The following is a 26,612-nucleotide window of genomic DNA, read 5'->3' on the forward strand; positions in this document are numbered from 1 at the left end:
GCGCCGGGCGGCACCCCCGCCGTGCGGACGACCTCCGGGCATGTCACGGAGAGTCACGTGATCGCCGCTGCTAGTGTCGGCCGGGTGGATGAACAGCAGCTGGCCGCACCGTCGGGCCCGGTGGGCGGGGCAACGCCCGTTCGGGTACTGATCGTCGACGATCACCCCCTCTTCCGCGAGGGGCTCAAGGCGGCGCTGGAGAGCGCCGAGGGCGTCACCGTGGTGGCCGAGGCCGAGCGGGTCGCCGACGTCCCGGAGGCGGTCGCCCGGCACCGGCCGAACGTGGTGATCATGGACCTCTCCCTGCCCGACGGCTCCGGGCTCGAGGCCGTCCGCCGGCTCTCCACCCAGGAGCAGTCCCCGCCGGTGCTGATGCTGACCATGTCGGACGACGACGGCAACCTGCTCGCCGCACTCCAGGCGGGCGCCCGCGGCTACCTGGTCAAGGGCGCCGGGCGGGAGGAGGTGCTGCACGCCGTCCGGACGGTCGCCGCGGGCGGCGCGGTGTTCGGCGGCGAGGTCGCCGGGCGGATCACCGCCCTGCTGGCCGGCGCGAAGATGCGCGAGGCGGGACAGCTCTTCCCCGACCTCACCGCCCGCGAGGCCGAGGTGCTGGACCTGGTCGCGCGCGGCCACGACAACCGGCGGATCGCCCGGGAGCTGGTGGTCGCGGAGAAGACCGTCCGCAACCACGTCACCCACATCTTCGAGAAGCTGCACGTGGCCACCCGCGCGGAGGCGGTCGCCCGGGCCCGCGACATGGGCCTCGGCGACGGCTGAGCACGCCTGAACCACGGCTGAATGACGGTCGGGCCACCGCCGGGCCAGGCCGGACGGCGGCGGGAACAGTCCGGGGGTGCCGGTCCGCCGACCGGCACCCCCGGGGTCCTCCTGGCCCTTCCGGACCTACGGCTGCATCTCGTACGCGCCCGAGAGCGCCTCGACCCGGGCCCACACTTTCGCGGCGCGCTCGGCGTCCGCGACCGGGCGGCGCACGTTGGCCAGCGCCCAGGCGGCCTGCTCCTCGGTGGCGGAGGCCTTGCCGTGCAGCTCGGTCGCGTGCGCGGAGAAGTCGCGGACCAGCGCGTCGAAGACCTGGTCCAGCACGGCGCCACCCTCGTCGGACGCCGTGAGGCCGGTCAGCTCGGCCTGCTCCAGCACCAGCTGGCCGTAGACGATCAGCGCGAACAGCTGGCCGATCTCCAGCAGGAAGTCCAGGTCGGCCTGCTGCTCCTTGCTCGGCGCGTGCTTGAGCAGCAGCTCGCAGAAGCCGTCGGCCTGCTCGCGGAAGCGGGCGACGTTCGGCAGCTGGGCGTTCCGGTCGTAGGCGGCGCGCCAGTCGTGGAAGCGGATCGCGCCGAGGCCGCGGGCCGGGCCCTGGCGGAACAGGAAGGCGTCGTCGGCGGCGTCCAGTCGGGTCGGCACCGGCTCGTAGTCGGCGGGCGCGAACAGGTAGTTGCCCATGAACTTGAGGATCAGCGCCAGGTTGACGTGCACGGTGCCCTCGAGCTTCGGCAGGCCGCGGATGTCCTTGGCGGCCTTGTCGAAGTAGGTGTCCGCCTCGAAGCCCTTGGCCGCGATGACGTCCCACATCAGGTCGATGACCTTCTCGCCCTCGGTGGTGACCTTCATCTTGGTCATCGGGTTGAAGAGCAGGTAGCGGCGGTCCTCGGCGGAGGCGGTGCGGAAGTAGTCCACGGCCCGCGCGCTGAACAGCTTCATCGCCGCCAGGCGGGCGTACGCGTCGGTCAACTCCCGTCGCACGTGCGGGAAGTCGGTGACCTTGCGGCCGTACAGGACCCGGTTGTGGGCGTGCGTGACGGCCTCGTACATCGCGTGCTCGCAGATGCCGACCGAGGCGGTGCAGAGGTTGAACTTGCCGACGTTGACGGTGTTCAGCGCGGCGTCGAAGGCGGCCTGCCCGGTGTGCAGCACGTCCTCGGCCCGCACCGGGTAGTCCTCCAGGCGGAACTCGCTGACGTACATCTGGGCGTTCACCACGTTCTTGACCAGGTGGTACGCCTCGTGGCGGCTGTCGGCGGCGAAGAAGACGTAGCCCTCCGGGCCCTCGACGTCCGAGCGGCGGCCGAACACCGAGACCAGGCCGGCCACGTTGCCGTTGCCGATGTAGTACTTGGGGCCGGTCGCGGTGAAGCCGCCCTCGCCGTCCGGGGTGAGGATCATGTCGGTGGAGTAGATGTCGGCGCCGTGGGTGCGCTCGGACAGGCCGAAGGCCATCACGTGGCCCTCGGCGAGGAGCTTGGCGGCGCGGGCCCGGACGGCCTCGTTCTCGCTCTGCCAGACCGGGCCGAGGCCCAGGATGGTGACCTGCCAGGTGTACCAGTAGCCGAGGCCGTAGAAGCCGAGGATCTCGTTCAGCTCGGCGATCCGCGCGGTGTCCCAGCGCTTGTCGGGGTCGGCCGCGGACGGGGTCAGGAACTCCGCGAACAGGCCTTCCCGCGCGGCGAATTCGAGGAAGTCGCCGTACCAGGCGCGGTCGATGTAGGTGTCGATGAGCGCCTTCTTGCCGCGGGTCTCGAACCAGTCGACGGTCGCGCGCAGCAGCCGACGGGTCGGCTCGTCGAACTGCGCGGGGTCGTAGGTGCGCGGGTTGAAGAGCATCGGGGGCTCCCAGGGGTCGAGGGTGAGAGGGCTCGGTGGAGCGGGGCGGGACGCGGCGGGCGGAGGGGGCGAACAGAATTCAGATGACAGATTTCAGCGAACAGATTTCAGATTTCAAACTCTGTTATCTGTTGTCTGTCATCTGTTCGCTGTTCCCCGTCCGTCCGCCGCGAGCCGGCGCAGAGTGGCGAGCACGTCGTCCAGCCAGGCGAGGGTCATCCGCTCAAACTCGATCCCGCCGCGCAGCACCACGTGCTGGAGCTCCTGGCGGGTGTCCAGTGCGGTGAGGTCGGGGAAGTCCCGCTGCTCGCCGTGGAGGTAGCGGGCGAGGAGGGCGGCGTGGCTCTCGCGGTGCCGTTCGACCTCGGAGATCAGCGCGGCCGGGTCGTCGAAGGCGGCGGCCCGGATCTTGACCGCGAGCTCGTGCCGCACCGTCTCCGGTTCGACCGGTTCGCGCAGCCAGTCGGACAGCGCGGCCCGTCCGGGCCCGGCCGCCGAGTAGACCTTCTTGTCCGGTCGGCCGTCCTGCGCGACCTCCTCGGCGGCGACCCAGCCGTCCGCCTCCATCCGCCGCAGCACCCGGTAGATCTGCTGGTGGGTGGCGGTCCAGAAGCGTCCGATGGAGCGGTCGAAGCGCCGGGCCAGTTCGTACCCGGAGCCGGGCTGCTCCAGCAGCGAGACGAGGATCGCGTGCTCCAGTGCCATGCCCGCATCCTGCTATGCAACGAGTTGCATAGGCAATGGACCCTCGGAGTGTTGAGACGCAGGTCACCGGCGTGATCGGATGGTTATCGGTCATTCCGGACTATCAGGTGCAAAACCTTGGAGAAGCGCCAAAATAGGTACGGGGCTTGCCCCTTTCCTGGTCCGAACCACAGGAGGTGGTAACGGTGGCAACCCACATGCCCACGGGCATGGAGCACCACCCGGACATCGTCGAACTCCGGGAACACTACGAACGGGTCACCTCGACCCCCCGCGCCCAGGGTGTGGAAGCCCTGGCCGTACTCGCCGGCCTCTTCCTCGCGGCATCGCCGTGGATCGTCGGCTTCACCGCGTTCAGCACCCTGACCGTGACCTGCCTGATCGTCGGGCTGGCCTACACGGTACTGATGGCCGGCTACGGCTCGGCCTACGAGCGCACCCACGCGAGGGCTTGGGCCGCCGCGGCGCTCGGCATCTGGACGATCATCTCTCCCTGGGCCGTCTCCGGGTCCGTCGCGCACGGCAAGAACATCGTCACCTGCGTCATCGTCGGTGCCGTGATGTTCCTGCTCGGCCTCGCGGCGCTCTCGATGGCCACGATCACGTCGAACGGAGCAGCGATGCGGCTCGGCCGGGCCGGCCGCGCCAAGGGCTGACCTTCCCCGCAGCCCGCGCCGGGGCACGGAGGGCACGAGTGCCCGCCGCGCCCCGGCGCCCGTCCGACCGGTTCGATCCGGGTCCCGGTCCGGCGCCGGTCAGGGACGCGTCATCCGCAGCACGTCCAGCGCCCGGTCCAGCTCCTTCTCGGTGAGCGCGCCCCGCTCGACGTAGCCGCGCTCCAGCACCACCTGACGGATGGTCTTCCGCTCGGCCAGCGCCTGCTTGGCGACCTTCGCCGCCTCCTCGTACCCGATGTACCGGTTCAGCGGCGTCACCACCGACGGCGAGGACTCCGCGTACTCGCGGGCCCGTTCGACGTTCGCGGTGATGCCGTCCACCGTCCGGTCCGCCAGCAGCCGGGCGCTGTTGGCCAGCAGCCGCACCGACTCCAGCACATTGCGGGCGATCACCGGGAGCATCACGTTCAGCTCGAAGTTGCCGCTCGCGCCGGCCAGCGTCACCGTCGCGTCGTTGCCCACCACCTGGGCGGCGACCATCAGTACGACCTCCGGCAGCACCGGGTTCACCTTGCCCGGCATGATGGACGAGCCGGGCTGCAGATCGGGCAGGTTGATCTCGCCCAGGCCGGTGCGCGGACCGGAGCCCATCCACCGCAGGTCGTTCGCGATCTTCGTGAACCCGACCGCTACCGTGCGCAGTTGGCCGCTCAGCTCGACCAGCGCGTCCCGGGCGCCCTGCGCCTCGAAGTGGTCGCGGGCCTCGGTCAGCGGCAGCCCGGTGGCACGCGCCACCTCCTCGATGACGGCCGCCGGGAAACCGGGCGGGGTGTTGATGCCGGTGCCCACCGCCGTTCCGCCGAGCGGCAGTTCGGCGACCCGGGGGAGGGTCGCCAGCAGCCGTTCCCGCCCGTGCCGCACCTGGGCCGCGTAGCCGCCGAACTCCTGGCCGAGGGTCACGGGCGTGGCGTCCATCAGGTGCGTGCGGCCGGACTTGACCACCTGGGCGAACTCGACCGACTTGCGCTCCAGCGCCTCCGCCAGGTGCTCCAGCGCCGGGATCAGGTCGTGGGTGACGGCGGCGGTGGCGGCGATGTGGATCGAGGACGGGAACACGTCGTTGGACGACTGGCTCGCGTTCACCTGGTCGTTCGGGTGGACCGGCCGCCCCAGCCGCTCGCCGGCCAGGGTGGCGATCACCTCGTTGGCGTTCATGTTGGACGAGGTGCCCGAGCCGGTCTGGAACACGTCCACCGGGAACTCGTCGTCCCAGCGCCCCTCCGCGACCTCCTCGGCCGCCGCCGCGATCGCCCCGGCCGTCTCCTCGTCCAGCACCCCGAGGCGGGCGTTCACCCGCGCCGCGGCCGCCTTGACCCGGGCCAGCGCGGCGATGTGCGCGCGCTCCAGCCGCTGGCCGGACACCGGGAAGTTCTCCACCGCCCGCTGTGTCTGCGCCTGCCACTTCGCGGCGGCCGGCACCCGCACCTCGCCCATCGAGTCGTGCTCGATCCGGTACTCCTGCGGCTTCTCCCGCTCGTCACCCATCGCGCGCTGTACCTCCTGTACGGGCCCGTCCGGCCCGGTCACGGGTCTTCCGGTCACGACAGCCGCGCGCGGGCCCCGGGTATTTCCGTCCGGGGCGGCCGGTCCGTCGCGGGTGATGCGCGCCCAGGCTACCGGCGCGGCAACTCGGCGCGGAGCAGCCCGCCCGGTTCGGCGCCGAGCTGCCCGACCACCGTGCCGTCCGGCGCCCACACGCCGGAGCGGCCGGAGGTCTCCGGGAACTCGCCGCTGGCTCCGGCGCTGGTGGACAGCACGCCCCAGACCCCGTGCGCGGTGGTCCGCTCCCGCAGGTGCCCGGCGAGCCGCGCGGCCTGGGCGGGGCCGGGGCCGTACAGGGTGGACGCGACGTAGGCGTCGATGCCGAGCGCGGCGGTCTCCTCGGCGTGGGTCGGGTCGGCGGCGTCGGCGCAGACCGCCAGGCCCAGCCGCAGGCCGTCCAGCTCCAGTACGACGGGCTCCCCGCCCGGGCTGAACCGGTCGAGCTCCGGGCCGTGCAGGCGCATCTTGCGGTAGACGACGGCGGCGCCCTCGCCGGTGACCGCCAGGGTGGCGATGGACTCGCGCCCGTCGGCCTCCGCGACCGGCGCGCCGACCAGCGCCAGGGCACCGGTGGCGGCGCAGGCCTCGACCAGCGGGGCCAGCCGGGCGTCCGCCGGGTCCACGGCGGGGGCGGCCAGGTCGTAGCCGGTCAGGGACAGCTCGGGGAACACCACCAGGCGGGTCCCCGCCTCCCGGACGGCCTCGGCGTGCCGTGCGGCGTTGACGGCCAGGGTGTCCGGCCGGCCGGGGGCGGCGCAGACGGGTTGGGCGACGGCGACCGTCACGGTGGCCGTGACGGGGGCTGGGGCCGTGACGGCGGCCGGGGCGGCGACGGAGGCTGGGGTGGTGACGGGGGCGGCGACGGCGTCGGTGGGCGGCGCGGACGAGGGCATGGCGGGGCCTCCGGGCGGGGGTGGGGGCGGTCAAGATCAACCTACGGCTCCGCCGATCGGCTGGGCAACGGTTCGACGTCCGCCGAAGCCACGCTGGACGACCGCTCCGGCTGGGCCCCACCATGGCGGCATGACCAGCAACGAGGCCGCGGCCGCCCGCTACGACGCGATCGCCGACGAACTGGCGCCCCGCGGCGCCCACCGCTCGCAGATGTTCGGCATGCCCTGCCTGAAGGACGTCAACGGCAAGGCCTTCGCCGGGCTGCGCGGGGACGAGCTGGTGTGCCGGCTCGGCCGGGAGTCCGCGGAGCACGCCGAGGCGCTCGCCTTGGCGGGGGCGCACCTGTTCGACCCGGCGGGCGGTCGGCCGATGAAGGACTGGGTCTGCCTGCCCGGTACGGCGGCCGACCGGTGGCAGCACTACGCGGAGTCCGCCCTCGCCGCGCCGCGCTGAGCCGTTCCCGGCCGACCGACCGCACGCCCGCTCGGGGGGTCGGTCACGGCCGTGGGCGCTCCCGGCCGTTGCGGCGTTTCCGAGCCGATCAGGGAGCGGGATCGGACGGTTCTCAGCCGTTCGCGCCATGATCACTCGAACGAGTGAGATCCCGGCCGGATCGCTTCAAACGGTCGTACGGCACTTCGTACGCTCCTGGTCGGGTCGGACGGACGCCGACCGCCCCGGAGCGCCGCGACCCGGCCCGGGGAACCGACACAGGGGGCGGACCGGATGACCACAGAGCACGACGGCAACGACACTCACCGCGGCCTGACCAGGCGCCGACTGCTCGGCGCCTCGGCGGCGCTCGGTGGCGCGGCCTGGCTGCTGCGCGGCACCATCGGCCCGGACAGCGCCGAGGCGGCCACACCCGTACCGCCCAGCCTGCCGACCGGCACCGAGCTGTACCAGCGGGTGTTCCAGAACTGGTCCGGTGAGATCCGCACCGACCAGCTGTGGACCTGCGCTCCGCGCACCCCCGGGGAGGTCCCGGCGCTCGCCGACTGGGCACACGCCAACGGGTGGCGCCTGCGCGCCACCGGCTACCGGCACACCTGGGCGCCGCTCACCGTCGCCAACGGGACCCCGGCCGACGCCCGGGTCCTGCTCGTGGACACCAACCGGTACCTCACCGCCATCACCGCCGACTCGCCCACCACCGTCCGGGTGCAGACCGGCGCGAGCATGGAGGCGCTGCTCGCCCACCTCGCCGACCGGGGCCTCGGCCTGACGGCCTGCCCGGCGCCGGGGGACCTCACCGTCGGCGGAGTGCTCGCCATCGGCGGCCACGGCACCGCCACCACCGCCGGCGGCGAACTGCGCCCGGACGGGCACGGCTACGGCTCGGTCAGCAACCAGGTCGTCAAGCTCACCGCCGTCGTCCTCGACCCGGCCACCGGCCGCTACGCGCTGCGCACCTTCGACCGCTCCGAGGCCGACAGCGCCGCCTTCCTGGTGCACCTGGGCCGCGCCTTCCTCACCGAGGTCGTGCTGCGCGCCGGAGCCGACCGCCCGCTGCGCTGCGTCAGCCGGCTGGACATCCCGGCGAACGACCTGTTCGCCCGCCCCGGGACCGCCACCGGCGGCGGGGGACTGCTCGGCGGTGTGCTCGGTGGACTGCTGGGCGGCGGCGGTGGCCCGCGCACCCTCGCCGACTTCGTCGAGCGCGACGGCCGGGTCGAGGCGATCTGGTTCGCCTACACCGAGTACCCGTGGCTCAAGACCTGGACCGTCGCCCCGAGCAAGCCGCTCGCCTCCCGCGCCGTCGACCAGCCCTACAACTACCCCTTCTCGGACAGCATTCCGGAACCGGTCGCCCGGCTGGCCGGCCAAATCGTCTCCGGCGCCTGGGGATCGGCCCCGCTGTTCGGCCAACTCCAGTACCTCGTGGCCAAGGTGGCGCTCACCGGCGACCTCACCGACGTCCTGCTCTCCGGCAGCCTGCTGCGCGACCTGCTCACCGGCGACCTGATCACCCACCTGCTCGCCGGCGGCCTGCGCTCCGACCTCTGGGGCCCTTCGCGCGCCCTGCTGCAGTACGTCCGGCCCACCACGCTGCGGGTCACCGCCAACGGCTACACGATCCTCAGCAAGCGCGCCGACCTGCAGTGGGTGGTCAGCGAATTCGCCGCCTACTACCGGCAGTTGCTCGCCGAGTACCAGGCCCGGGGCGAGTTCCCGGTGAACGGCGCGGTGGAGATCCGGGTCACCGGCCTGGACGACCCGTCCTACTCGGGCGTCCCCGGCGCCCGGCCCCCGCTGCTGTCCGCGCTGCGCCCGCGGGCGGACCGTCCGGAGTGGGACACCGCCGTCTGGCTCGACGTCCTCGCCTTCCCCGGCACGCCCGGACTGGAGCGCTTCGCCCGGGACTTGGAGCAGTGGCTGCTGCGCACCTTCGACGGCACCCGGGCCGGGATGCGGGTCGAGTGGTCCAAGGGCTGGGCGTACACGGCGGACGCCGCCTGGGCCGACCAGGACCTGATCGGCCGGGTCATCCCCGACAGCCTGCGCGCCGGGGGCGGGCCCGGCTGGGATGAGGCGGTCGCCACGCTCGACCGGTACGACCCGCACCGGGTGTTCGGGAACCCGTTCCTGGACGGGCTGTTGAAGTAGCCGCGAGGGCCCCGGGGGCGCGGTGACCCCGGAGGCCCGGTTCGAGGTGTGACGGCGAACGACTGACGGCGAACAACTAACAACTAACAGCTGACAGATAACAGATTTCGAAATCTGTTATCTGTCAGCTGTTTTCTGTCATCCGTTACGCGCCGTCTGCTTCCGGGGCTCGGCGGCGGTGCGTCAGATGTGCTCCATCACGATCACGGCGAGGGTGTCCGGAGCCAGGGCGCGGAAGACGTGCGGGGCGTCCCCGGGGTAGCTGACGTAGTCGCCCGGGCCCAGCTCGACCGGTGCCTCGGTCGGACCGACCAGGGCCCGGCCCGAGCCGATCATGACGTGCTCGACGGTGCCGGGCATGTGCGGGTCGGAGGCCCGGGTCTCGCCCGGCTGGGCCTCGATCCGGTAGATGTCGCGCCGGGCGTTCGGCGGGCAGGAGGAGAGCACGGTGGCCGCGTAGTTGGCCTGCTCGGAGTGGGTCACCGGGCCCTCGCCGGCCCGCAGCACCTTGACGGTCGGGCGCGGCGGGTCGACCAGTCGGCTGAACGGTACGTTCAGCGCGACTCCGAGGGCCCAGAGCGTCTCCACGCTGGGGTTGCCTGCGCCCGACTCCAGCTGGGAGAGCGTCGACTTGGCGATGCCGGCCCGGCGGGCCAGCTCGGTCATCGACAGTCCGCTGCGCTCGCGTTCGCGCCGGATGGACGCGGCGATCTGGCCGATCAGCTCCGTACCGGAGCCGTTGGCGCCCTCGGGCCGGGTGGTCCGGTCACTCATGCTCGCCACTCACGCTTTCTCCAGGCCCCTTCGGTCGGCTTCCCGCTGCTGGTGCCGGTGTCGGCTGGTGTCGACGGGTTCCGGCTGGTTGGCGTTCATGCTGCCACGGTCGCCCCCCGGGGTGTCGTCCACAAGGTTCGTTCGCTCTGCCGGTCTTTCTGTTCGCCTTGACGAACCGGGCCCGTCGGGTTCACTCTGATGGACATGCGTTCGCTACTTCGAACACTGGAACACGCCACCCTGCGCGACATCGCCCTGGTCTGCCTGGCCGACGGGCTGGTCGGTGCCTCCTTCGGTGCCATCAGCGTGTCCGGCGGCCTGCCGCTCTGGGTGCCGGTCGCCCTCTCCGTCCTCGTCTTCGCGGGCGGCTCGCAGTTCGCGGCCGTCGGCGTGGTGCTGTCCGGCGGCGGCGCGCTCGCGGCCGTCGCCACCGGGCTGGTGCTCAACGCCCGCCTGCTGCCCTTCGGCTTCGCCGTCGCCGACGTCCTCCAAGGTCCTTGGTGGCGACGGATGTTCGGCGCGCAGATGCTCACCGACGAGAGCGCGGCCTTCGCGTTGCAACAGCGCGATCCGCAGCGCCGCCGGGCGGCGTTCTGGCTCTGCGGGGTATCGCTGTTCGTGGTGTGGAACGTCTCGGTGCTGCTCGGAGGGCTCGCGGGCGGGCTGATCGGGGACACCGACGCGCTCGGCCTGGACGCGGCCTTCCCGGCCGTACTGCTGGCCCTGGTGCTGCCCTCGCTCAAGGACCGCGGGACCCGTACGGCGGCGGCCACGGGCGCGGTGGTGGCCGTCGCGGTCGCGCCGTTCGTGCCGGGCGGACTGCCCGTGCTGCTGGCCCTGGTCGGGCTGCTGTTCGCCGGACGGCCGCAGCCGGCGGAGGCACAGGAAGTGCAGGAGTCGCAGGAGTCGCAGGGGGAGGCGCCGGTGGCACGGCCGGTGGCGGAGCCGGGAGTTGCCGTGGGGGCCGTGAAGGAGGACGTCCGATGATGCCCTGGTACGCCGTCCTGCTGCTGGCCGCGGGGACGTACGCCTACCGCGTGGCCGGTCCGCTGCTCGGGCACCGGCTCGCACTCTCCGACCGGCTGCGGCACCTGCTGGCCGTCGCGGCGGCGGTGCTGCTGGTCGCGCTGGTGGCGACCGGTGCGCTGACCCAGGGGCACGGCTTCGCCGGGTGGGCCCGTCCGGCGGGAGTGCTGGTCGCGGGCGTGCTCGCGTGGCGCCGGGCACCGTTCCCGGCGGTGGTCGTGGCCGGCGCGGCGACGGCGGCGGTGCTGCGGCTGTGCGGGGTGGGGTGACGGCGGGCCGCGGGCCTCAAGCCTTGGGTCGCGGACGGCGAAATGGCGAACAACATTCAGCTAACAGATAACAGATGACAGATTTCGAAATCTGTCATCTGTTATCTGAAATCTGTTCGCTGACATCTGTCACCCGTCAGGCGTCACCCGTCACCGGTCACTCGTCACCCTCACCCGTCAACCGCTCCGCCTGCACCTCGGGCCGCTTGCTGTCCCACAGCATCTCCCACACCTTGAACACGCAGTGGTAGTCCCGCATGCTTCCCCGCGAGATCAGCAGATAGGTGTCCCCGTCCCGCAGCAGCGTCTGCTGCCGGCTGCCCATCGGGTGCTCCGGGGTGTAGGTGGGGACGATCCGCCGCAGCTCCGCGACGGCCTCCTCCCGGGTGCCCTCGACCTCGGCCAGCACCTTGTTGCCCCAGGTCCGGTCCTTGCCGATGCCCACCGTCTCCTCGACGACCAGCGCCCAACGAGCCATGCCCCGCCTCCCCTTCCGTGTTCCGTATCGACTGTGCCCGTTCGGCCCATTCCGCCCGTACGGCCCGTTCGGCCCGGCAGATCTCCTCAGCGCACCAGCGACTTGAAGAAGATCGTGGTCGGGTGCAGCACGCCGGTCGTATCGGCCGCGTAGTCAGGCACCGAGCCGACCCGGGTCCAGCCCTCCGCCTCGTACATCCGCTCGGCCGGGCTGCCCGTCTCGGTGTCCAGCACCAGCAGCCGGATCCCAGACTCGGCCGCCCGCTCCTCCAGCGCCGCCAGCAGCCGTCCGGCCAGCCGGTGACCGCGGTCCGCCGGGTGCACCATCAGCTTGGCCACCTCGCCCCGGTGCCGCCCGTTCGCCGGCGTGGCCGGCCGCAGCTGCACCGTCCCGGCGAGCCGCCCGTCGGCCGCCGCCCGGGCCGTCCACAGCACCAGCCGTCCGGCCGCGACCTCCGGGACGAGCGCCCGCCACCACACCGCGGACTCGTCCGGGTCCAGCGGGGCGAGGAACCCGACCGAGGCGCCGCCGTCGACGGTCTCCGTCAGCAGCCCGGCGAACTCGCCCACCGAGCCGTCCAGTTCCTCGGCCGTCACCTCGTCGACCACGTACACCGTGCCGGACATGTCGCCTTCCTCACTCGCTCCCGTCGGCCCCCGGCCGGACGGGTTGCGGAATACTCGCCGATGTCCCGCCGAGACTACAAGGAGCTTCAATGCCGAAGCCGACCCGGATCGACCCGTCCGACCTGCTCGCGGTCGGCGACCTCCTCACCGACGAGGAGCGGCTGATCCGCGACACCGTCCGCCGGTTCACCGAGGAGCGGATCCGCCCGCACATCGGCGACTGGTTCGAGCGCGGCGTCTTCCCGGCCCGCGAACTCGCCCCCGAACTGGGCGCCCTGGGCGTGCTCGGCATGCACCTGGACGGCTACGGCTGTGCGGGTGCCGGCGCCGTGGCGTACGGGGTCGCCTGCATGGAGCTGGAGGCGGCCGACTCGGGGCTGCGCAGCTTCGTCTCCGTCCAGGGCTCGCTGGCGATGCGCTCGATCCACGCCTTCGGCTCCGAGGAGCAGAAGCAGCGCTGGCTGCCCGGGATGGCGGCCGGTGAGCTGATCGGCTGCTTCGGCCTCACCGAGCCCGACTTCGGCTCGGACCCGGCGAACATGCGCACCCGGGCGGTCCGCAAGGGCGGCGCGGGCGGCGACTGGGTGCTGTCCGGCAGCAAGATGTGGATCACCAACGGCAGCATCTCCGACGTCGCCGTGGTCTGGGCGCAGACCGAGGAGGGGGTGCGCGGCTTCCTGGTCGAGCAAGGCACCCGCGGCCTGACCGCGACCGACGTGCACGGCAAGCTCTCGCTGCGCGCCTCCGTCACCAGCGAGCTGGCCTTCGACGAGGTGGTGCTGCCCGCTGACGCCGTACTGCCCGGCGTCACCGGCCTGCGCGGGCCGCTCTCCTCCCTCAACGAGGCCCGCTACGGCATCCTCTGGGGCACCGTCGGCGCCGCCCGCGACTGCTACACCGCCGCCCTGGACTACGCGAAGAGCCGGATCCAGTTCGACCGTCCGATCGCCGGCTTCCAGCTGACCCAGCAGAAGCTGGTCGAGATGATGCTGGAGGTCGAGAAGGCGTACCTGGTGGCGCTGCGGATCGGCCGGCTCAAGGAGGAGGGCGCGGCCCGCGCGCCGCACGTCAGCTTCGGCAAGCTCAACAACGTGCGCGCCGCGCTGGAGGTCGCCCGCAGCGCCCGGACGGTCCTCGGCGCCAACGGCATCACCACCGAGTACCCGGTGCTGCGGCACGCCAACAACCTGGAGTCGGTGCTCACCTACGAGGGCACCAGCGAGATCCACACCCTGGTCCTCGGCGAGGCCATCACCGGCGAGTCCGCCTACCGCTGACGGGCCGTCCCCCCCCGCCCTGAGCAGCGAAAAACCGGTGGCCGGGCCCCTCGCGGCCCGGCTACCGTCCCCACCATGACCAGTCAGCCCGTCCGGCAGCAGCCCCCGACCACCACCCTGTGGCGCCCCACCGGCCCGCAGGAGCTGGCCCTGGTCGAGGCCGCCGACCGGCGCGCCTGGCCGCCCCGGCTGCCCGAGCAGCCGATCTTCTACCCCGTGCTGAACGAGGACTACGCGGTCAGGATCGCCCGCGACTGGAACGTGCCCGCCTCCGGCGTCGGCTACGTCACCCGCTTCGAGGTGGAGACGGACTTCCTCGCCCGCTACCCGGTGCAGCAGGCCGGCGGCCGGACGATCCTCGAACTCTGGGTCCCGGCCGAGGAACTGGCGGAGTTCAACCGGCACATCGTCGGCCGGATCGAGGTCGTCCACGAGTTCCGGCCGGAGCCCTGACGGCCATGGGCGCGCCCGTCCTGCTCACCTCCGCCCAGCCGACCGGCACCACCACCCTGCTCACCGAGGCCGCCGCCCGCCGAGGCCTGGCCACCGCCGTACTGGCCGGGCCGGACACGATCGGGCGGCTCACCGGGCGGCCCGTCCACTGGTACGGCGGGCCGCTCGCCGCCGCCCGGATCGCGGCGCCGCTCGGGCTCGCCCTGCTCGAACCCGAGGACGACTGGCTCGCCCGCCTCCCCGAGGAGTTCACCCGCCGCCGGATCGAACTGACCACCCTCGCCGAGGCCTGGACGCTGCGCCACCCGGCCTTCGTCAAGCCGCCCGCCGACAAGTCCCTCCCGCCCGCGGTCTACCCGGACGGCTCCCGGCTGCCCCGCACCGGCGAGCGGATCGGCCCGGACACCCCCGTCCTGGTCAGCGAGCCGGTGACCTTCGCCGCCGAGTACCGGCTGTTCCTGCGCGACGGCGAGGTGCTCACCGGCAGCCGCTACGCCCGCTTCGGCCGACTCGACCCGGCGCCGCTCACCGACGCGGCCACCGCCTTCGCCCGCCGCCTGCTCGACGCCGTCGGGGACACCCTGCCCAGCGCCGTCGCGCTGGACGTCGGCCCGATCGCCGACCCGTACGACCCGGCCGAGCACTGGGCCGTGGTCGAGGCCAACCTGCCCTGGTTCGCGAACTGCTACGCCGCCGACCCGGACCGCGCCCTGGACGTCGTCCTGAGGGCGGCAGGGCCGGCCGCCGACCTCGCGGAGTCTGACCGCCGCTTCGTCCGCGCGGCGACCGGCTGACGGCCGCGAGCCCCGTCCGGTTGTCCGGCTGACGGCTGCGAGCTCCGTCCGGTCGGCCAGCTGACTGCCGCGGGCTCCGCCCGGCTGACGGCCACGGGCTCCGTACGGCCACGGGCTCCGTACGGCTACGGGCTCCGCCCGGACGACGGGTTGACGAACGCCCGGGCGCCCGCGGAAGGTCGACCTCCCGACACCTCCCGACACCTCCCGACACCCCGCGGCCACCCGCCGTTCGGCACCCCGTCGCCGCCCGGTACGGCTGGCCGTGAAGCATGGCGCGGTCGGCGGCGCCCTCGGCGGGCGCGGCCGGGTGTGCACGACCGAAAGGAAGCTCCACCATGTCCGCAGCCCAGTGGCCCCGCCCCCGCGTCCTCGTGGTCGGGATCGACGGAGTCCGCCACGACTACCTCGAGCAGGTGCCGATGCCGCACCTCCAGGAGGTCGCCGAGGCAGGGTTCCTGGTGCCGGTCACCGTCGCGGACTCCACGCCCACCATGTCCGGACCGTGCTGGGCCACCATCGTGACCGGCGTCGAGCCCGCCAAGCACGGCGTGTGGGGAAACCACCTGGGCGGCAACCGGCTGGACGTCTTCCCCGACTTCGCCACCCGCCTCAACCGCGGCGACCGCCGCCGCACCTTCGTCGCGGCCGGCTGGGACCCGCTGATGATCAACGAGTCCGGCGGCCCGCTGTTCCGCGCCCCCGGCCGGCTCTCCTACGTGGCCCCCGCCGAGGACACCCCCGAGGCCTGGGAGGCCGTCGACGAGGAGGTCACCCGGGAGGCCGTCCACGTCCTCGGCACCGCCGACCCCGAGGCCTCCTTCGTCTACCTCGGCGCCGTGGACGAGACCGCCCACTTCCTCGGCTGCGGCGAGGAGTACCGCGCCTCGATGCGCACTGCCGACGAGCGCCTCGGCCGCCTGCTCGACGCCGTCCGCGGCCGGGAGGACTACGCCGAGGAGCAGTGGACCGTCATCGTCGTCACCGACCACGGGCACGTCGACGCCGGCGGCCACGGCGGCCGCACCGTCGAGGAGCGGACCGCCTGGGTCGCCTGCGCCGGGCACGACATCCCGGCCGGCCCGCCCGCCGGCGAGATCCGCCACCCCGACGTGGCCGCCCAGGTGTACGCTTCGCTGCTGCGCCCGATCGACCCGCACTGGACCCTCGACGGCCGCCCCTTCCCCGTCGCCCGGCCCGTCCCCGCGACCGTCTGACCCGCCCCGGGCGGCGGACGTCCCCCGCCCGCCGCGGGCCGGTGCCCCGGGTGCAGCAGGCCGGGCTGCGGCGGAGCCCCGCTTGAGTCAGGCTCGATCGGGGCTCGGGACGTACCCGAACCCGGCGTGGCAGCCTGAGCGCCGGAGCGGCACGTACCTCCGGGACCGGGCCCACGGACATACGCCTGAAGGTGGAGACGGTACCCCGTGGGTTGGGTGCAAGATCGCGACCTGGTGGTGACGCTCCGGAAGGTCGGCCCGGGCCACCATGGATACACCCGGACGGCGCACCGTTCAGCCCGGACGGGGAGCGGACGGACCGGCGACGGCCCCGCCCGCACCGGAAGCACCTGAAGTACCCGGAAGTACCTGAAGTACCTGAAGTACCTGAAGCATCGGACGTACCGGACGCACCGGACGCATCGGCACCGCACACGGAGAGGGCAGCCAGGCATGAAGGGCATCGTGAGCAAGGTCGCGCTGGGAGTCGCGGGCACCGGCATGGCCGTCGCCGTGGCAGCGGTGGCAATCGGCCCGCGGGTGTCCGAGTGGTACGACGGGCGCCACCAGGAGCAGGCCGCGTACGAGAGCGGCTCGCAGGCCAAGGCCGAACGCCGCTCGATGCCGGCCTGGCTGCCCGACAACGCCTCCTCGGTCAGGTACCTGATGTCCACCACGGGCGACGACCGGCTGCTGCGGGCCACCCTCCCCGAGGGCAGGCTGCCCGCCGGCTGCAACACCGGGGTGCCGGGCAAGGGCCCGCACCCGGTGCCGGTCTCGCTCAAGGCGGGCTGGTTCCCGGACGGCGTCGCGGCCAAGGCCAGCGGCACCTGCGGGCACTACAATGTGACGCTCACCGGCAACCAGCTCTACGCGTGGCAGGACGGCGCGACGCTGCAGGCGGCCCTTCGCGCCGAGCACGTCGCCAAGCACTGAGGGTGCTGACCGGGCGCTGATCGCCGATCAGCCGTCCTGACCAGGGAACGAACGGCCCGCCGGGCACCGGAAGGTGCGGGCGGGCCTTCGTCGTGCGCGTGCTGTGGATCGGCCGGTGGGCGGATCCGTCCCGGTGTACCCCTGCCGTCGTCGCGCCCGCCGGGCTGCGATAGGACGGATCGCGAACGACCCCACGTCACCGCGTCCGTTGACCGCGTCCGTTAGGAGAACCATGCCCGGCCCGACCGTCGGTCCCACCGACGACACGTCGACCGCTCACGTACCAGCCCCAGCCCCGACCCCAGCCCCGGTGACCGGCAGGTCGGCGGCCGCCGGCCGGGCCACCGTCGTCGTCCTCGGCGGCCTCACCGCGCTCGGCCCGCTCACCACCGACCTCTACCTGCCCGGCCTGCCCGCGATCGCCGACGACCTGGCCGCCGAGCCGGCCGCCGTCCAGCTCACCCTGACCTTCTCGATGCTCGGGGTCGCGGCCGGACAGCTGCTCTTCGGGCCGCTCAGCGACCGCTTCGGGCGCCGCCCGCCGCTGCTCGCCGGGCTGGTGGTCTACACCCTGTCCAGCGTGCTCTGCGTCTTCGCGCCGAACCTGGCGGTGCTGATCGCGGCCCGCTTCGTCCAGGGCGCGGCCGGATCGGCGGGACTGGTCATCGGGCGGGCCGTCGCCCGGGACCGCTTCCAGGGCGTGGCGATGCTGCGCTTCCTCGCCTCGATCGCGCTGATATCCGGGCTGGCGCCGATCCTCGCCCCGATCATCGGGGCGCAGCTGATGCGGTTCACCTCCTGGCGCGGCACCTTCGGGGCCCTGACGGCGCTCGGACTGCTGCTCACCCTGGCCGCGTTCGGCGCGCTGCGCGAGACCCTGCCGCCGCAGGCCCGGAGCAGTGGCGGGGTGGGCGCGACGTTGCGTGCGATGGGGCGGCTGCTGCGCCACCGGCCCTTCCTGGGGCTGGCGTTGACCAGCTCGCTGGCGTTCGGCGCGCTGTTCGGGTACATCAGCGGGTCGTCGACGGTGCTGCAGCACGTCTACCAGGTGTCGCCGCAGACCTACAGCATGCTGTTCGGGCTGAACTCGCTCGCCATCGTGGTGATGACCCAGGTGAACGGGCGGGTGCTGGCGCCGCGCTTCACGGCGCGGTCGCTGATGCTGGCCGGGCTCGGGGCAGCGGTCGCGGCCGGGGTGGCGCTGGTGCTGCTGACGACGGTGTGGGACTTCGGGCTGGCCGGGTTCTGCCCGCCGCTGTTCGTGCTGATGGGCAGCCTCGGGGTGGTGCTGCCGAACACGGCGGCGCAGGCGCTGAGCCTGGTCGAGCCGCAGACGGCGGGGACAGCCTCGGCGCTGCTGGGGACGGGCAACTTCCTGGCCGGTGCGGTGGTCGCGCCGCTGAGCAGCGTGGGCGGACGGCCGTCGGCGGCGCTGCTGGCGGTGGTGGTCCTGGGCTGCGGGGCGCTGGCGCTGGCGGCGTACGCGACGCTGTGCCGGCCGGGGCGGCCGGGGGAGGCGACCGGGTGACGGGTGACAGCTGACGGATAACAGCTGACAGATGATGAAATCTGTCAGCTGTTATCCGTTATCTGTTTTCTGTCATCTGTTCGTCGTCAGCTGTCCCGCTGTCAGCTGTCGCCCGTCCTGGGGAACCCCGTCGCCGCCGTCAGGCGATCGAGAAGTCGTCCCCGTACACGCTGCCCTGCCCGTACCACCCGTGCAGGTACACCGTGACGCTGCCGGAGGCATCGGTGGTGAAGGGGACGGAGAGCTTGGTCCAGCCCGAGGAGATGGTCCAGGTGCTGGCGTTGGCACCGCCGCTGACGCCCAGGTAGGCGTAGTTGCCCTGGACCCAACCACTGAGCGTGTAGCCGGTGTTGGGCTTGAGCGTCACGGTCTGGGTGCAGTCGCCGGTCTGGCTCGCGGAGGTCGCGGCCTGGAGCGCGTACGAGCCGGAGTGGACCGGCGTGGTCGTGATGCCGCCGCCGCTCTGGCAGGTCCACGGGGCCGGCTTGCCGGTCTCCAGATCGCCGTTGACCAGGCCGGTCGACGGGGCCGTGCCGGTGACGGTCAGCGTGTAGGTCGCCGTGTGGGTCCCGGAGGTCGCGCTGCCGGTGACCGTCAGCGGGTAACTCCCAGGCGCCACCGAGGAGGTGGTGGTGACGTTCAGGGTGGCGCCGTTGCCGGCGGTGACGCTGCCGGGGGTGACGGTGGCGGTGACGCCGGCCGGGGCGCCGCCGACCGAGAGGTTGACGCTCTGCGCCGACCCCGCCGTGACCGCCGTCGAAATGGCCGCCGAGGCGGACGAACCGGCCGCCACCGTACCGGAGTTCGGGTTCACCGCGACCGAGAAGTCGTTGGTCACCGTCGAGCCGCTGGTGAACGGCGCGAAGGTGTGGGTGAAGTCCCAGGTGTTCTGGGTGAGGCCGGAGCAGGAGTCGTCCCCGCCCTTGCCCGGGCAGCCGCCGTTGTCGCGCTGGAGCGCCCAGAAGGACAGCGTGTTGATGCCCTTGGACACCGCCCAGTTGTACACGGTGGTCGCGTTGGCCACCGTGAAGGTCTCGGCCGCGCCGAAGTCGTCGATGCCGGGCATCTCGGTGATCCCGATCGAACCCCACAGCTGGGACGGGGACTTGGCCGGGTAGAGGTCGGCCAGCTGGTTGTAGAGGCCCTGTGCCGAGGTCTGGGTGTCGGCCGCCATGTCGTGGGCGGCGTTGTCGTAGTAGTCGAAGGTCATCATGTTGACGACGTCGATCCGCGCCTTGTTGCTGACGGCGTTGCGCAGCACCGCGAGACCGTTGTCGGCCAGCCCGCTGGTGGTGGTCGGCAGCGTGTAGGAGAACTGGACGTTGCGCCCGTTGCCGGCGGCCCAGTCCTCCACGAGCTTGATCGCCTTGTTGCGGCGGTCGATGCCGGCCGTGTTGGTCAGCGAGTTGTCCTCGATGTCGAGGTCGATCCGGCTGATGTCGTAGGTGGTGATCAGGTTCTCGTAGGCGGCCGCGATCTGGTTGACATCGGTGCAGCTGTCGGCCAGTTCGGTGCCGGTGTTGTCGGCGGTGTAGCCGCCGAAGGAGGGGATCACGTCCCCGCCGTTGGCGCGGATGGTGGCGATGTCGGCGCCGAAGGTGGCGGAGGACACCGGCTTTGAGGTGTCGCCGTTCCAGTACGGGGTGCAGGAGCCCTTGGTGGCGGCCTGGAGGAAGGCCATCGTCAGGTACTTGGCGCCGGACTGGGCGGCCAGGGTGGCGGGGCTCTGGCCGGTCCAGGACTCGAAGTAGGGCGCGAAGACCCGGGTGGGGAGCGGGGTGGCGGCCTGGGCGGAGCCCGTTCCGGCGGCGACCAGGCCGGCCGAGGCGGCCAGGGTGGCGCAGGCCGTCAGCGCGGCCTGGAGGGTTCTGCGAAGACGCATGGATTCTCCAACAGACTTGGTGGGGCAGGACGTTGGGGATGTTCGTGCCACGGGGTGCCGACGTCGACGGCCGTGTGGGGTCGGCCGCGCGGGCGCCTGGTCCGGGGCGTTCGGTGCTGGGGGCATTCGATGCGGACACGGGGGCGTGCGGAACCCACCGACTCGCGTGGAGGCGGGCGACGGTGCGAAGGTGCGCATGCCGTACGGAGCGGGGGTGGAGCGGAGCAGGGCAGGGCAGTGCCTCAGCCGCCGGTGGTCACACCCCCACAGTGCATCCCGGTCGGATCGACATGCTTATGTTTGGACTAGACCACTGGTCTGTCAAGAGACCTGATAGTTCGTCAGCAGACGGCACCGGCCGCCGAAGGGGCGTGTTCGGCGGCCGGGTGCGGCGAAGTGCTGCGGGCTTCGCGGGGAGGGGGGTCGGACGCTGCGGCGGGAGGTGTGCCGCAGATCGCCGAGCGCCTCCTCGACCTTGCGCAGGGCGGTGACCCTACCTGACTCCCGCCCTTGCTCGTAGGGGAGTTCGGTAGGTGCAACCAGTCCGCTCTCCGAGGACGGTGCGGACGTCGCGGGGGGCGAGGACGCCGATGGCCGCGCACCCGGCGGGCGGGGCGCGGCCACGGCTGCCCGGAGCTCAGGACACCGGGCGGTTCGGGGGCGGTGCGGGCGGCGTCAGCGCGGCGCCGGGCAGAGGGTGGCGCGCAGCGCGTCGTCGATCTTCGCGGCGGTGTCCGGTCCGAAGCCCTGCGGATGCTCGGGCGAGGTGAAGTGCTGACTCGCCAGTTCGGCCAGCTTCGCTTTGTCCTTGGGGAACTGGTACAGCGCCTGGCACTGCTTGCGGGCCTGTTCCACCACCTGGTCGGGCTTGCCGCCGACGAGCGCCGGGTCGATCGCGTTCAGTGCGGCGACCACCTTGCCGGTCAGGTCGGCGTCCGGCTTGGCGGGCAGTCCGGCGTCGGCGGGCGGCGCGGGCTTGGCCGGGGCCGATCCGTCCGAGCCGGGTGCGGAGGCCGGGGCGGAGGGCGCGGACGGTGCGGCCGTCGTGGGCGCTGGGGCGGTCGCCTCTGCGGTGGCACCGGCGGTGGCGGTGGCGGCGACGGTGGGGGAGCCGGCCGCGACGGTGGCCTTGTCCGAGCCCGGGCTGGAGCCGGAACCCGAGCTGGAGCAGGCAGCGAGGCTCACCGCGGCGAGTGCCGTGAGGGAGGCGGCGAGGAGACGAGTGCGCATGGCGCAACACTGTCATGTCCGCGGCGCGGAAGGGAAGGTCCCGTCGGGCGCCCGGGAGGGGCCCCGGCACGGCGGACGGCGGCCCCGGAGGGAACCCCTCCGTGCCGCCGTCAGCCATCAGCCGTCAGCCGAGCCCGTTGGCCTTCAGCCAGTCCTTGGCCACCGCCGACGGGTCCTCCTTGTCGACCGAGACGCGCTTCATCAGCGCCGTCAGCCCGGCGGTGTCGAGCTTGGCCGACACCGCGTTGAGCGCCGCCGTCGCGTTGGCGTCCACGCCCGCCTTGTTGATCAGCGGGGTGACGTTCTGCGCGCCGAAGACGTTCTTCGGGTCGCTCAGCGGGACGAGCTTGTACTGGACGATCTTCGGGTCGGTGGTGAACACGTTGCCGACCTGGATGCTGCCGTCCTTGAGCGCGTTCGCGGTGGTGTCGGCGGTGGGCTTCCACTCCTTGAAGGTCAGCCCGTAGACGTCCTTGAACTGCTGCTCGCGGCGGGTCTTGAACTCCGGCGGGCCGCCGATGGTGAACTCGCCGGCCTTGGCGGCCAGGTCCGCGATGCTCTTGAGGTTGTACTTGTCGGCGGTGTCCTGGGTGACGCTGAGCGAGTCCTTGTCCTCCGCGGGGGAGGAGTCGAGGACCGCCAGCGAGGCCGGCAGGGCCTTGGCCAGCGCCGCGTTCACGTCCTGGGTGGTGACGGCGGTGTTCTTGGCGTCCAGGTAGGCGAGCAGCGCGCCGTTGTACTCGGGCAGGACGGTCAGGTTGCCGCTCTGCAGCTGCCCGTAGAGCACCTCGCGGCTGCCGATGTTGAACTTCTCCTCGACCTTGACGCCCTTGGCCTTGAGGGCCTGCGAGTAGATCGAGCCGAGCAGGACGTTCTCCGGGAAGTTCGCCGAGCCGACGACCACCGTCCCGCCGGAGCCGCCCGAGCCGCCCGAGCCGCCCGTGGCGCCGCCGCCGGCGGCCGTGGCGCCGGAGGAGGCGCTCGGCCCGCCCCCGAGCGGGTTGCTGCTGCTGCCCGAGGAGCCGCAGGCGGTGGCGCCCAGGGCGAGCGCGGCGAGCGTGCCGAGGAGCGCGACGCGGCGGCTTCTCTTCATTGTCGACATGGTGACAGTTGTCCTTCCGGAGCGGATGGGAGAGGAGGGCCTCAGCGGGTCCGGCGCTGGGCGCGCACCCCGGGCGGGAGCGCGAACCGGGCGAGCAGGGCGAAGAACAGTTGGGCGCCGACCGCGAGCAGGACGACCAGCAGCGCGCCACCCACGGTCACCGCGTACTGCCGGGTGGCCAGTCCGTCGATGACGTAGCGGCCGAGGCCGCCCAGTCCGACGTAGGCGGCCACCGTGGCGGTCGCGATCACCTGGACGGTCGCGGTGCGGAAGCCCGCCAGCAGGGTCGGCGCGGCGGACGGCAGGCAGACCTGGAACAGCACCTGCGGGTGGGTCAGCCCGATGCCGCGCGCGGCGTCCCGGACGTCCGGGTCGGTGCCGCGCACCCCCTCGACGGCCGCCACCAGCAGCGGCGGCGCGGCCAGGGCGACCAGCGGGAACAGCACGGCGGTGTCGCCGACCCCGGCGAGCAGCACCGCGAGCGTGACCAGGCCCAGGGTGGGCAGGGCGCGGGCGGCCCCGGCGAGCGCGGTGACCACGGTCACGCCGCGCCCGGTGTAGCCGATCAGCAGCCCGAGCGGGACGGCGAGCAGCGCCGCGAAGAGCAGGGCCTCGCCGGAGAGCAGCAGGTGCTCGGAGACCCGGTGCACGATCGAGTCCGGGCCGCTGCGGCGGTCCGGGTCGGAGAAGAAGTCGCTCAGCCAGTTCAGCCAGTTCACGAGCCCGCCCCCTGCTCCCGGACGGCCCACGGCGCGAGCAGCCGGCGGGCGGCCACCAGCAGCAGGTCGACGGCCAGTGCCAGGACGGCGATCAGCACGATCCCGGCCACGATCGGGGTCGGGAAGGTGCGCTGGAAGCCGTCGATGAACAGGTAGCCCAGCCCGCCGCGCCCGATCAGCGCGCCGACGCTGGCCAGCGAGATGCTGGACACCGCGGCGACCCGCAGTCCGGCGATCAGGTACGGCACGGCGGCGGGCAGTTCGACGGCGGTCAGCCGGTGCCACGGCCCGTACCCCATCGCGGTGGCGGCCTGCCGGACCGAGTCCGGTACGGCGCGCAGCCCGTCCACGGTGGTCGGCAGCAGGACGGCGAGGGCGTAGAAGGTGAGCGGGATCATCACGGTCGCCTGGGTGGCGAGCCCGGTGTACGGGATCAGGACCACGAAGACGGCCAGCGAGGGCAGCGCGTAGACGATGTTGAAGACGGCGGACAGCGGCTGGTACAGCCGGGGGAAGCGGGCGCAGGCCAGGCCGAGCGGGACGGCCAGCAGCAGGCCGATGAGCACCGGGACCAGGGCGATCACGGCGTGGTCGGCGAGCAGGTTGCCGAGGTAGCCGAGGTGGTCGCCGATCCAGTACCAGCGGACGATCGGTTCATCGTCCACCGTCGGCTCCGTCCGCCGGGGCCGTTGGGTCTGCGGAGCCCGCAGGACCCGCCGAGGCTGACGGCCCCGCTTTGGTGATGGTGACGGGCGTGAGCGCGGCGAGGACGGCCTCCCGGCTCGCGGTGCCGATCGCCCGGCCGTCGGCGTCCAGCGCGACCGCGACCCCGGCGGGGGAGAGCACGGCGGCGTCCAGGGCGGCGCGCAGGGTGTCGGCGTCCGGCCGGTAGCCGGCGGCGGGCTGCAGTTCGGTGGCGCCGGCGGCGCGGTCGATCCAGCCGATCGGGCGACGGTCGTCGTCCAGGGCCAACTCCCAGCCCCCGTGGCGGAGTCCTTCGTCGACCGGGCGCAGCCGGACGGCCTTCGCGGGCCGCAGGCCGAGGCCGCGCAGGCCCCGGTCGCGGCCGAGGAAGGCGGCCACGCCGTCGTCGGCGGGGGAGGTCAGCAGGGTGTGCGGGTCCGCCAGCTGGGCGATCCGGCCGTGCTCGCGCAGCACCACGACCTGGTCGCCGAGCCGGACGGCCTCCTCGATGTCGTGGGTGACGAACAGCACGGTCTTGTGCAGCTCGGACTGCAGCCGCAGCAGCTCCTCCTGGAGCCCGGCCCGCACCACCGGGTCGACGGCGCTGAACGGTTCGTCCATCAGCAGTACCGGCGGGTCGGCGGCCAGCGCCCGGGCCACGCCGACGCGCTGCTGCTGGCCGCCGGAGAGCTGGAACGGGTAGCGCTTGGCGGTCTCGGGGGCGAGGCCGACCAGCTCGAGCAGTTCCGCGGCCCGGGCCCGGGCCTTCTTGCGGTCCCAGCCGAGCAGGTAGGGGACGGTGGCGATGTTGTCGATCACCTTGCGGTGCGGGAACAGCCCCGCCTGCTGGATCACGTACCCGATGCCGCGGCGCAGCTTGGCGGGTTCCAGTTTCGCGACGTCGGCGCCGTCCAGCAGCACCCGGCCCGAGGTGGGCTCGACCATCCGGTTGACCATGCGCAGCAGGGTGGTCTTGCCGCAGCCGGACGGTCCGACCAGGACGGTTATCCGACCGGTCGGGACCTCCAGGTCCAGTCCCTCGACCGCGATGGTGCCGTCGGGGTGGCGCTTGCCGGCGCCCTCGAATCTGATCACGGAGTGTTTCCTCGTCAGGGCGTCCCGGGGAGGCGGCGCCTGTGTCGGTCGGTCTTTCGGGTCGGTCGGTTGGCGGCGGTTTCACCGCCCGGGCGTTCTTCCGCCCGCCTGGCTGCCCAGCTTCGGACCGGCGGAAACTCTGATCAGCCTATGACCTGCGTCATCTCCTGTCCCTGATTTACGGCCCGGCACGCGGTGTGACTCCCGGCTCAGCCGCCGGGCACACGCGGTGTGACTCCCGGCTCGGCTGCTCGGGGAAACGCGGGGTGACCCCGGCTCAGTCGGCCGGGGACACCCCGCGTGACCTCGGTTCAGTCGCCGCCCGGGCGGGTCGGCAGTCCGGCCGCCGCCCAGCCGACGAAGCCGCCGTCCAGATCGGTCGCCCGGTGCAGCCCGAGCTCACGCAGCGAGGCCGCGGCCAGGCTGGAGGCGTAGCCCTCGGAGCACACCACGATCACCTCGACGTCGTAGCCCGAGGCCTCGGGGATGCGGTGACTGCCCGTCGGGTCGAGCCGCCACTCCAGGACGTTGCGTTCGATGATCAGCGAGCCGGGGATCCCGCCCTCGGCGGCGCGCTGCGCCGCCGGACGGATGTCCACCAGCAGCGCGCCCTCCAGCTGGGCCTGGTACGCCTCCCGGGCGCGCGGCCGGTGGACGCCCTCGCGGGCCCGCTCCACCAGGTCGTCGATCGTGGTCACCATTGTTCCGGTCCTTCCTCCGAGGTGCGGACGAGCCCGCCGGCCCGCAGGTCGTAGTGCGCCATCGAGCTGAGCGGGGGCGAATAGGCGTGCAGGGTGACGGCCGGACCGGAGGCGGTGTTGCGCACGTCGTGCACGTACTCCGGGCCGAAGGCGCGGGCGGTGCCGGCCGGGATCCTGCGGATCAGCAGGCCCTGCTCCGGGCCGCCGAGGGACAGCTCCTCCAGCTCGCCGAGCGCGACGGCGAACGCGCCGCGCGAGCCGCCGTGGTCGTGGAAGCCGGTCGACTGGCCGGGCAGCCAGCTGATCAGCCAGACCTCATGGTCGTCATCGGCGACCAGGCGCTGGTACCAGCGCTCCTCGGTGGAGAGCCGGACCAGGTGGATCCACTGCTCGGGCCGCTCGGCCAGCTCGCGGACCACCGTCCGCAGGGTGTTCGGGGTGAGCGGGGCCCGGGCGGGTCCGTCGGCGGGGGGCTTGTCGGGGGCGTGGGGCGGGGTCTCGGCTGCGAGGTCCAGGCTCATGGGGCGTCCTCGGGTGCGGCGGGAACGTCGGGAGGGTGCGCTCGGGTCCGGCGGGCTGCGGCTGCGGCTGCGGCTGCGGCTGCGGCTGCGACTGCTGTGGCGTGGCGGTGACGGGCGCGGGCCGACGGAGCGGCCCGGCCCGACCGGGCACGGCACACGCGGGTGCCGCCGGACGGGCGGATTCAGGACTGCGGGTACGGGTGCGCGGTGCGGGCCCTGGCAGTGGTCACAGGGCGGAACCGGCGGAGCGGAG

27 protein-coding genes are annotated in these 26,612 nt (G+C 73.0%); 12 read left to right on the forward strand and 15 right to left on the reverse strand.

What is annotated here, in order from left to right; genetic code table 11:
* The first annotated feature begins 84 nt into the window (after window positions 1-84).
* Window positions 85-780: a response regulator gene (locus ACFVXG_RS04670; RefSeq protein ID WP_387924300.1), complete on the forward strand. Its 696-nt coding sequence runs from the start codon at window positions 85-87 to the stop codon at window positions 778-780.
* Between the two features lie 126 nt (window positions 781-906).
* Here the strand turns inward: ACFVXG_RS04670 and ACFVXG_RS04675 are convergent, their stop codons facing one another.
* Window positions 907-2,622: an acyl-CoA dehydrogenase family protein gene (locus ACFVXG_RS04675; RefSeq protein ID WP_387924302.1), complete on the reverse strand. Its 1,716-nt coding sequence runs from the start codon at window positions 2,620-2,622 to the stop codon at window positions 907-909.
* A 138-nt stretch (window positions 2,623-2,760) separates the two neighbouring features.
* A complete protein-coding gene (locus ACFVXG_RS04680) occupies window positions 2,761-3,327 on the reverse strand; it encodes a PadR family transcriptional regulator (RefSeq protein ID WP_387924304.1) in 567 nt (188 codons plus the stop codon).
* Window positions 3,328-3,512: 185 nt separating this feature from the next.
* Between ACFVXG_RS04680 and ACFVXG_RS04685 the strand changes: the two genes are divergently transcribed.
* Entirely contained in the window at window positions 3,513-3,983 is a 471-nt protein-coding gene (locus ACFVXG_RS04685; RefSeq protein WP_387924306.1) for an SPW repeat protein, read from the forward strand.
* A 99-nt stretch (window positions 3,984-4,082) separates the two neighbouring features.
* On the opposite strand, the gene ACFVXG_RS04690 is transcribed toward ACFVXG_RS04685, so the two are convergent.
* On the reverse strand, window positions 4,083-5,489 hold the full coding sequence (locus tag ACFVXG_RS04690) for a class II fumarate hydratase (protein WP_387924308.1): 1,407 nt from the start codon (window positions 5,487-5,489) through the stop codon (window positions 4,083-4,085).
* Window positions 5,490-5,617: 128 nt separating this feature from the next.
* A complete protein-coding gene (locus tag ACFVXG_RS04695) occupies window positions 5,618-6,439 on the reverse strand; it encodes a carbon-nitrogen hydrolase family protein (RefSeq protein WP_387924310.1) in 822 nt (273 codons plus the stop codon).
* 130 nt (window positions 6,440-6,569) lie between these two features.
* Here ACFVXG_RS04695 and ACFVXG_RS04700 point away from each other — a divergent pair, with 130 nt between their 5' ends.
* A complete protein-coding gene (locus ACFVXG_RS04700; RefSeq protein ID WP_387924312.1) occupies window positions 6,570-6,893 on the forward strand; it encodes a hypothetical protein in 324 nt (107 codons plus the stop codon).
* Window positions 6,894-7,166: 273 nt separating this feature from the next.
* Window positions 7,167-9,047, forward strand: coding sequence for a cholesterol oxidase substrate-binding domain-containing protein (locus ACFVXG_RS04705; protein WP_387924314.1), 1,881 nt, complete (start codon window positions 7,167-7,169; stop codon window positions 9,045-9,047).
* 183 nt (window positions 9,048-9,230) lie between these two features.
* On the opposite strand, the gene ACFVXG_RS04710 is transcribed toward ACFVXG_RS04705, so the two are convergent.
* Window positions 9,231-9,821, reverse strand: coding sequence for a helix-turn-helix domain-containing protein (locus ACFVXG_RS04710; RefSeq protein ID WP_387924316.1), 591 nt, complete (start codon window positions 9,819-9,821; stop codon window positions 9,231-9,233).
* Window positions 9,822-10,025: 204 nt separating this feature from the next.
* Here ACFVXG_RS04710 and ACFVXG_RS04715 point away from each other — a divergent pair, with 204 nt between their 5' ends.
* Entirely contained in the window at window positions 10,026-10,808 is a 783-nt protein-coding gene (locus ACFVXG_RS04715; protein WP_387924318.1) for an AzlC family ABC transporter permease, read from the forward strand.
* Window positions 10,808-11,116 carry an AzlD domain-containing protein gene (locus ACFVXG_RS04720; RefSeq protein WP_387924869.1) on the forward strand — a complete coding sequence of 103 codons (309 nt, stop codon included), beginning with the start codon at window positions 10,808-10,810 and terminating at the stop codon, window positions 11,114-11,116. The genes ACFVXG_RS04715 and ACFVXG_RS04720 overlap by 1 nt, the downstream gene beginning before the upstream one ends.
* 157 nt (window positions 11,117-11,273) lie before the next feature.
* Here ACFVXG_RS04720 and ACFVXG_RS04725 read toward each other — a convergent pair whose 3' ends face one another.
* Window positions 11,274-11,594: a hypothetical protein gene (locus ACFVXG_RS04725; RefSeq protein ID WP_387924320.1), complete on the reverse strand. Its 321-nt coding sequence runs from the start codon at window positions 11,592-11,594 to the stop codon at window positions 11,274-11,276.
* Between the two features lie 86 nt (window positions 11,595-11,680).
* Window positions 11,681-12,220: a GNAT family N-acetyltransferase gene (locus tag ACFVXG_RS04730; protein WP_387924322.1), complete on the reverse strand. Its 540-nt coding sequence runs from the start codon at window positions 12,218-12,220 to the stop codon at window positions 11,681-11,683.
* Window positions 12,221-12,309: 89 nt separating this feature from the next.
* On the opposite strand from ACFVXG_RS04730, the gene ACFVXG_RS04735 reads away from it, so the two are divergent.
* From ACFVXG_RS04735 to ACFVXG_RS04760, 6 genes are all read left to right on the forward strand, one after another.
* Complete coding sequence (locus ACFVXG_RS04735; RefSeq protein WP_387924324.1) at window positions 12,310-13,497, forward strand: acyl-CoA dehydrogenase family protein; 1,188 nt, start codon at window positions 12,310-12,312, stop codon at window positions 13,495-13,497.
* 75 nt (window positions 13,498-13,572) lie between these two features.
* Window positions 13,573-13,950 (forward strand): hypothetical protein, encoded by a 378-nt coding sequence (locus ACFVXG_RS04740; protein WP_387924326.1) that lies wholly within the window; start codon window positions 13,573-13,575, stop codon window positions 13,948-13,950.
* Between the two features lie 5 nt (window positions 13,951-13,955).
* Complete coding sequence (locus ACFVXG_RS04745; RefSeq protein ID WP_387924328.1) at window positions 13,956-14,744, forward strand: ATP-grasp domain-containing protein; 789 nt, start codon at window positions 13,956-13,958, stop codon at window positions 14,742-14,744.
* A 338-nt stretch (window positions 14,745-15,082) separates the two neighbouring features.
* Entirely contained in the window at window positions 15,083-15,961 is an 879-nt protein-coding gene (locus ACFVXG_RS04750) for an alkaline phosphatase family protein (protein WP_387924330.1), read from the forward strand.
* 453 nt (window positions 15,962-16,414) lie between these two features.
* Complete coding sequence (locus tag ACFVXG_RS04755) at window positions 16,415-16,897, forward strand: hypothetical protein (protein WP_387924332.1); 483 nt, start codon at window positions 16,415-16,417, stop codon at window positions 16,895-16,897.
* A 310-nt stretch (window positions 16,898-17,207) separates the two neighbouring features.
* Entirely contained in the window at window positions 17,208-18,425 is a 1,218-nt protein-coding gene (locus ACFVXG_RS04760) for a multidrug effflux MFS transporter (protein WP_387924335.1), read from the forward strand.
* Between the two features lie 139 nt (window positions 18,426-18,564).
* Here the strand turns inward: ACFVXG_RS04760 and ACFVXG_RS04765 are convergent, their stop codons facing one another.
* The 8 genes from ACFVXG_RS04765 to ACFVXG_RS04800 form a co-directional block, all read right to left on the reverse strand.
* Window positions 18,565-20,307, reverse strand: a complete 1,743-nt coding sequence (locus ACFVXG_RS04765; RefSeq protein ID WP_387924336.1) for a glycosyl hydrolase family 18 protein — start codon at window positions 20,305-20,307, stop codon at window positions 18,565-18,567.
* Window positions 20,308-20,982: 675 nt separating this feature from the next.
* On the reverse strand, window positions 20,983-21,537 hold the full coding sequence (locus ACFVXG_RS04770; protein ID WP_387924337.1) for a hypothetical protein: 555 nt from the start codon (window positions 21,535-21,537) through the stop codon (window positions 20,983-20,985).
* A 124-nt stretch (window positions 21,538-21,661) separates the two neighbouring features.
* Complete coding sequence (locus ACFVXG_RS04775; protein ID WP_387924339.1) at window positions 21,662-22,630, reverse strand: ABC transporter substrate-binding protein; 969 nt, start codon at window positions 22,628-22,630, stop codon at window positions 21,662-21,664.
* Between the two features lie 50 nt (window positions 22,631-22,680).
* Complete coding sequence (locus tag ACFVXG_RS04780) at window positions 22,681-23,358, reverse strand: ABC transporter permease (protein WP_387924341.1); 678 nt, start codon at window positions 23,356-23,358, stop codon at window positions 22,681-22,683.
* Window positions 23,355-24,023 (reverse strand): ABC transporter permease, encoded by a 669-nt coding sequence (locus ACFVXG_RS04785; RefSeq protein WP_188303439.1) that lies wholly within the window; start codon window positions 24,021-24,023, stop codon window positions 23,355-23,357. The genes ACFVXG_RS04780 and ACFVXG_RS04785 overlap by 4 nt, the downstream gene beginning before the upstream one ends.
* Window positions 24,013-25,137, reverse strand: coding sequence for an ABC transporter ATP-binding protein (locus ACFVXG_RS04790; RefSeq protein WP_387924343.1), 1,125 nt, complete (start codon window positions 25,135-25,137; stop codon window positions 24,013-24,015). The genes ACFVXG_RS04785 and ACFVXG_RS04790 overlap by 11 nt, the downstream gene beginning before the upstream one ends.
* Before the next feature lie 311 nt (window positions 25,138-25,448).
* Window positions 25,449-25,838 carry a rhodanese-like domain-containing protein gene (locus ACFVXG_RS04795; protein WP_387924345.1) on the reverse strand — a complete coding sequence of 130 codons (390 nt, stop codon included), beginning with the start codon at window positions 25,836-25,838 and terminating at the stop codon, window positions 25,449-25,451.
* The gene (locus tag ACFVXG_RS04800; RefSeq protein WP_387924347.1) at window positions 25,832-26,359 is read right to left on the reverse strand and encodes a cysteine dioxygenase; all 528 of its coding nucleotides are present in this window, start codon (window positions 26,357-26,359) and stop codon (window positions 25,832-25,834) included. Before ACFVXG_RS04800 ends, ACFVXG_RS04795 begins: the two co-directional genes overlap by 7 nt.
* Between the last annotated feature and the right edge of the window lie 253 nt (window positions 26,360-26,612).

It is taken from the genome of Kitasatospora sp. NPDC058162, assembly GCF_042884005.1.
Lineage (GTDB): Bacteria > Actinomycetota > Actinomycetes > Streptomycetales > Streptomycetaceae > Kitasatospora.

What these genes read in the sequence shown, in the direction of transcription:
- ACFVXG_RS04750 (WP_387924330.1), top strand. Translation starts at nt 15,083, where the DNA reads ATGTCCGCAGCCCAGTGGCCCCGCCCCCGCGTCCTCGTGGTCGGGATC.
- ACFVXG_RS04795 (WP_387924345.1), bottom strand. Translation starts at nt 25,838, where the DNA reads ATGGTGACCACGATCGACGACCTGGTGGAGCGGGCCCGCGAGGGCGTC.
- ACFVXG_RS04690 (WP_387924308.1), bottom strand. Translation starts at nt 5,489, where the DNA reads ATGGGTGACGAGCGGGAGAAGCCGCAGGAGTACCGGATCGAGCACGAC.
- ACFVXG_RS04680 (WP_387924304.1), bottom strand. Translation starts at nt 3,327, where the DNA reads ATGGCACTGGAGCACGCGATCCTCGTCTCGCTGCTGGAGCAGCCCGGC.
- ACFVXG_RS04770 (WP_387924337.1), bottom strand. Translation starts at nt 21,537, where the DNA reads ATGCGCACTCGTCTCCTCGCCGCCTCCCTCACGGCACTCGCCGCGGTG.
- ACFVXG_RS04745 (WP_387924328.1), top strand. Translation starts at nt 13,956, where the DNA reads ATGGGCGCGCCCGTCCTGCTCACCTCCGCCCAGCCGACCGGCACCACC.
- ACFVXG_RS04765 (WP_387924336.1), bottom strand. Translation starts at nt 20,307, where the DNA reads ATGCGTCTTCGCAGAACCCTCCAGGCCGCGCTGACGGCCTGCGCCACC.
- ACFVXG_RS04775 (WP_387924339.1), bottom strand. Translation starts at nt 22,630, where the DNA reads ATGAAGAGAAGCCGCCGCGTCGCGCTCCTCGGCACGCTCGCCGCGCTC.
- ACFVXG_RS04695 (WP_387924310.1), bottom strand. Translation starts at nt 6,439, where the DNA reads ATGCCCTCGTCCGCGCCGCCCACCGACGCCGTCGCCGCCCCCGTCACC.
- ACFVXG_RS04800 (WP_387924347.1), bottom strand. Translation starts at nt 26,359, where the DNA reads ATGAGCCTGGACCTCGCAGCCGAGACCCCGCCCCACGCCCCCGACAAG.
- ACFVXG_RS04710 (WP_387924316.1), bottom strand. Translation starts at nt 9,821, where the DNA reads ATGAGTGACCGGACCACCCGGCCCGAGGGCGCCAACGGCTCCGGTACG.
- ACFVXG_RS04730 (WP_387924322.1), bottom strand. Translation starts at nt 12,220, where the DNA reads ATGTCCGGCACGGTGTACGTGGTCGACGAGGTGACGGCCGAGGAACTG.
- ACFVXG_RS04725 (WP_387924320.1), bottom strand. Translation starts at nt 11,594, where the DNA reads ATGGCTCGTTGGGCGCTGGTCGTCGAGGAGACGGTGGGCATCGGCAAG.
- ACFVXG_RS04735 (WP_387924324.1), top strand. Translation starts at nt 12,310, where the DNA reads ATGCCGAAGCCGACCCGGATCGACCCGTCCGACCTGCTCGCGGTCGGC.
- ACFVXG_RS04715 (WP_387924318.1), top strand. Translation starts at nt 10,026, where the DNA reads ATGCGTTCGCTACTTCGAACACTGGAACACGCCACCCTGCGCGACATC.
- ACFVXG_RS04675 (WP_387924302.1), bottom strand. Translation starts at nt 2,622, where the DNA reads ATGCTCTTCAACCCGCGCACCTACGACCCCGCGCAGTTCGACGAGCCG.
- ACFVXG_RS04720 (WP_387924869.1), top strand. Translation starts at nt 10,808, where the DNA reads ATGCCCTGGTACGCCGTCCTGCTGCTGGCCGCGGGGACGTACGCCTAC.
- ACFVXG_RS04700 (WP_387924312.1), top strand. Translation starts at nt 6,570, where the DNA reads ATGACCAGCAACGAGGCCGCGGCCGCCCGCTACGACGCGATCGCCGAC.
- ACFVXG_RS04705 (WP_387924314.1), top strand. Translation starts at nt 7,167, where the DNA reads ATGACCACAGAGCACGACGGCAACGACACTCACCGCGGCCTGACCAGG.
- ACFVXG_RS04755 (WP_387924332.1), top strand. Translation starts at nt 16,415, where the DNA reads ATGAAGGGCATCGTGAGCAAGGTCGCGCTGGGAGTCGCGGGCACCGGC.
- ACFVXG_RS04740 (WP_387924326.1), top strand. Translation starts at nt 13,573, where the DNA reads ATGACCAGTCAGCCCGTCCGGCAGCAGCCCCCGACCACCACCCTGTGG.